This window comes from Streptomyces pseudoechinosporeus, from assembly GCF_054783935.1.
In genome coordinates this window covers 177,107-181,118 of record NZ_BAAGPS010000023.1, presented here as the reverse complement: position 1 = coordinate 181,118, position 4,012 = coordinate 177,107, and the positions used below count along the sequence as shown (strand labels likewise).

4 protein-coding genes and 1 pseudogene are annotated in these 4,012 nt (G+C 70.4%); 2 read left to right on the top strand and 3 right to left on the bottom strand.

The window, feature by feature from the left end; translation table 11 throughout:
- Positions 1-416: 416 nt before the first annotated feature.
- Entirely contained in the window at positions 417-809 is a 393-nt protein-coding gene (locus ACYVO6_RS24245; RefSeq protein ID WP_461064425.1) for a hypothetical protein, read from the top strand.
- 5 nt (positions 810-814) lie between these two features.
- A pseudogene (locus ACYVO6_RS24240) lies at positions 815-1,521 on the top strand (nucleotidyl transferase AbiEii/AbiGii toxin family protein).
- 210 nt (positions 1,522-1,731) lie between these two features.
- Here ACYVO6_RS24240 and ACYVO6_RS24235 read toward each other — a convergent pair.
- The 3 genes from ACYVO6_RS24235 to ACYVO6_RS24225 all read right to left on the bottom strand — a co-directional run.
- The gene (locus ACYVO6_RS24235) at positions 1,732-2,496 is read right to left on the bottom strand and encodes a methyltransferase domain-containing protein (RefSeq protein WP_461064423.1); all 765 of its coding nucleotides are present in this window, start codon (positions 2,494-2,496) and stop codon (positions 1,732-1,734) included.
- A gap of 353 nt (positions 2,497-2,849) precedes the next feature.
- Complete coding sequence (locus ACYVO6_RS24230; protein ID WP_461064421.1) at positions 2,850-3,722, bottom strand: anchored repeat-type ABC transporter permease subunit; 873 nt, start codon at positions 3,720-3,722, stop codon at positions 2,850-2,852.
- The coding region (locus ACYVO6_RS24225) for an AAA family ATPase (RefSeq protein ID WP_461064419.1) at positions 3,719-4,012 on the bottom strand (294 nt) is incomplete at its 5' end. The genes ACYVO6_RS24230 and ACYVO6_RS24225, both read right to left, overlap by 4 nt.

Here is a 4,012-nt window from a genome sequence, read left to right as displayed (position 1 = left end):
CGGCCTTGCCGACGATCGAGCCCGCCCGCGAACACGTCGTGTTCATCCAAGCCGATGCCTCTGACAACGGGCACCCAACCCGTTGTCGGAAACGGCCGGCCACTGACCCGCAGTTCAGGAGCCCTTCCCCACCGGCTCCAGCACCGCCACGCACTCCACACGATGCGTCATAGGAAAGATGTCAGCCTGAGCGAGTCACGGAAAAGGCCACGTCAGGACCTGTTTCTCGGCTCGCTGCCCCGCGTGCGGGCGCCCAGAGCGTCAAACGAGCGTAAACGACCAACGGTCCATCCCTCCTCTTCGGGCGGAACAGGCTGCCACGACCAGCTCCCCTCCACGAGCCCACTCCCACTCACTCCGGACGCAGGCTCGCACATCATGACCCTCATCGCTTCCCCGGCCGCCATAATGGAGTCATGCCCTCCAGCCCACAGCACGCCGCCCCCACGCCGAGCGACCTCTCGGGCGCGGTCGCCGAGGACCTGGCGCTGTACCGGGAGAAGTTCCGGCGGCGTCTGCCGGAGTCGCTGGACGAGTTGCACGGCCCGACCCAGGGAGTCGTGGAGCTGCCACTGCACATGGCCTGGTCCGGGATGACCTCGTACGACATGAGCAAGCCCCGCCAGCGCATGGGCCTGTACCGCACCGTCCTGCACGAGGGCCTGCACGACGACCTGCCCCGCTACCTCAACCAGGACCTGCTCCTCCAGCTGTGGCCGGTGCTGCGCACCCTCGTCGGACGCACCGTGCGCACTGTGTGGGAAGACGCCTTCCCCCAGCTCGCCTCCCGCACCCGGGCGGCCGCGTGACGGACATGCCGGAGCTGCACACGCGGCTCCTGGCGGATGTGATCGCCCTCGGCTCCCCGTACCCGCTGGTCCTCACCGGCGGATACGCCGTGCGGGCGCACCGCCTCGTCAACCGCCCCAGCCAGGACCTCGACGTCGCCACCGAGAACCCGGCGCCCATGGCCGACATCGCGGCCACGCTCCGCGCCGGCCTGGAAGCCCGCGGCTGGAAGGTGCACGCGCTGGAGACCGCCCCGCTGTCCGCCCGCTTCACCGTGTCCGACCCGGCCACCGGGCAGGACTGCGAGGTCGACATCCTCAAGGAGATCTTCTGGCGGCCCATCGCCCAGAGCCCGTATGGGCCCGTCCTCGCGGAGGAGGACGTGATCGGGACCAAGGTCCGTGCCCTTGCCGACCGCGGAGCGCCCCGCGACTTGATCGACGTGTTCGCGGCCTCCCGCCGCTGGGCCAATGCCGAGCTCGAGGAGTTCGGCCGCCGCCATGCCCGCGGCCGCTTCGAGCGCGAGGACCTGCAGGCGAACCTCACGGGCGCCGAGTGGACCGACGACGAAGCCTTCGCCGCCTATGGGCTCGATGACGCCACCATCACCGCGCTTCGCGCTTGGGCCGTGATGGGGGTGCCCCCTGCTCGAGCGAAGCCGAGAGCTGGGGGAGGGCCGACGACCTCGCGGCCCGTCTCCTCGAAGAGGCCGATGGTCCGGACATCGACTGATCACGCCCGGACCCTCACACGGCTCTAGCCACCCAGACGGGCTACGAAACCCGGCAGCACCCTGCCTCTACCGCCTAGCGTGACGCTCCTCCCTGCACTGAGCCGAGCGGAGTCCTGGGCCGTGAAGTACTCATTGTCGGAGAAGCAAGCCGCGATGCTGCGAGAGATCGCGGCTGCTTCCGATGCCGTGGTTCTCCCGCGCGGGCGGGCTCACAGGGCCTGCGGACGCCGCCATGCCTGGATACCTTCGGGCGCGGCCGGATGACGTTCGAGCCCCACCGCCGACAGCTCGGCGGCCAGCGTCTCGTCGGAGACGACATGGCAGTCGAACCCCGCGGTCTCTTCCCGGATCAGTTCGTCGCCGCGCCAGGTCCGGTAGGTCATCACCCAGCGAATCAGGTCCTCACCCACGACGTCCGCCCGCGCGAGGGTGTCGTAGCGGTGCCGCCCCAGCGTGCCTCCGGGGACGATCGACGGTGCGACAACAGTCGCTGTCTGGGGGTGCTGCGACTCCATGATCAGCAGGCCGCCGGGGCGGAGTGCGTCGGCCCACTTGTGCCAGAGCCGGACCCGCTGCTCCGGCGGGAAATGCATGATCATGTTGAACAGCACCACGGCGTCCAGCGGTGTGTCCACTTCGGCTGTCAGCGCGTCCTCGGGCAGTACGGTCACTGTGTCCGCGGCTGCCGGTATGCGGGACAGCCGGGTCACCAGGGCGGTGCGCATGATGCGCGTCGGCTCGATCGCGAAGATCTCACCGTCCGGCCCGAGCAACTCCAGTAGTGCCTCAGTGAAGACCCCTGTGCCGGGGCCGATCTCGGCAACCGTGCGGGCCCCGGACACCAGCCGCCGCAGGGCGTCCGTGAGCGAGGCCCGTACCGCCTCGGGGAAAATCACGTCGTAGTAGGGGCCGTTGACGGCATAGCCGAGCCCCTGATCGGCGCGGTCGGCCTCACTCGTGGCGGTCCTGGTCATCTGTGGCCTTTCTCCGTGGTGAGCAGTTACCTATCCGAACCGATCCCCCAGGCATCGATGCGCGGTCGCGCGAGCACATCGGCGCCCTCCGGAGTCGGCGCGCACAGCGGAGCCGTCGGAATCGGAGCTCGCCCCAGCCCTGCCGCGCCTTCCGCCCGGACCACAACACGCGTCCGAGGCAGCAGGCAAGGGGACGGCGTGACCCTGCGCTACGGGCGACGGATGCCGCGGTATCTGCCGGCCGTGCGTCCGTCGCACCCCATGGGCAGTAGCCGGAGCCACGCGGCACCCGCACCCGTGTGGCGACCGCGACGAGCAGCCCCGCGCGGTGCTCGGGGCTGCTTGTCGGGCCGTCACGGTCCGGCGGGCAGGGCCGCGGCGGGGTCCGGGCGCCGGATGCGCTTCGCGATCAGGCCGTGGCGGGGTGCCAGGCACCAGGTGATGGCGAACAGGCCGGTGAGGACCACGACCACCGAGCCACCCGCGGCCAGATCGTAGGTGTACGAGACGTACAGGCCCGCCACGCTCCCGGCACAGCCGATGAGCGAGGCCAGCAGGGTCATCGCCCACAGCCGTTCGGTGAGCATGCGGGCGGCGGCCGCGGGCGTGATGAGCAGGGCGAGGACCAGGATGTTGCCGACCGCCTCCAGGGACATCACGATCGTCGTGGTCACGACGACGTAGAGCGCCAGGTCGAGACGGAACACTGGCAGGCCCGCGGCGCGTGCCGCCTCCCGGTCCAGGCTGACGGCGACCAGTTCCTTGCCGATCGCGAGCACGACGAGCACGAGTACGGCCCCGATGGCGGCCACGGTCCACACGTCCGCCGCGCTGACCGCGAGGACCTGCCCGAAGAGGAAGGAGGACAGGTCGGTCGTCCAGCTGTCACGCGTGGAGACCAGGACGATGCCCAGTCCGAAGGCGAAGGCGAAGAAGACGCCGATGACGGTGTCCTCCTTGAGCCGCCGGTTCTGCGAGACGAAGGCGATCAACACGGCCGTCGTGATGCCGGCCGCGGCGCCGCCGAGGAGAAGGTTGCCCTCGAAGGCGTAGGCGAGCGCGACACCGGGGAAGGCCGAGTGGGCGACCGCGTCGCCGATGAACGCCATGCCGCGCAGCACGACGTACACGCCCACCACTCCGCACACCAGGCCGATGACCGCGGCGACGGCGAACGCCCGCTGCATGAAGGGCAGTTGCCAGGGGTCCGTGAGGAACTCGATCACGCTACGGCTCCGATCGCGCGGTCCAGGCCGAACGCCCGCAGCATCTGGTCGGGGTCGGCGAGGAGTTCGGGGCCGCCCTCTGCGACGACCGTGCGGTTGATCAGCGCGACCCGGTGGCAGGTGCGGGCGGCAGCCGCCAGGTCGTGCGTGGTCATCAGCAGCGCCCTGCCTTCCGCGGCCAGTCGGCCGAACAGCTCGTTCAACAACTCCTGGGTGGGCACGTCGACGCCGGTGAACGGCTCGTCCAGGAGCAGGATGCGCGGCCCGGCGGCCAGGGCGCGGGCCACCAG

Excerpts from the sequence above, each read along its gene's own strand:
- ACYVO6_RS24245 (WP_461064425.1), top strand. The coding sequence starts at position 417 with ATGCCCTCCAGCCCACAGCACGCCGCCCCCACGCCGAGCGACCTCTCG.
- ACYVO6_RS24235 (WP_461064423.1), bottom strand. The coding sequence starts at position 2,496 with ATGACCAGGACCGCCACGAGTGAGGCCGACCGCGCCGATCAGGGGCTC.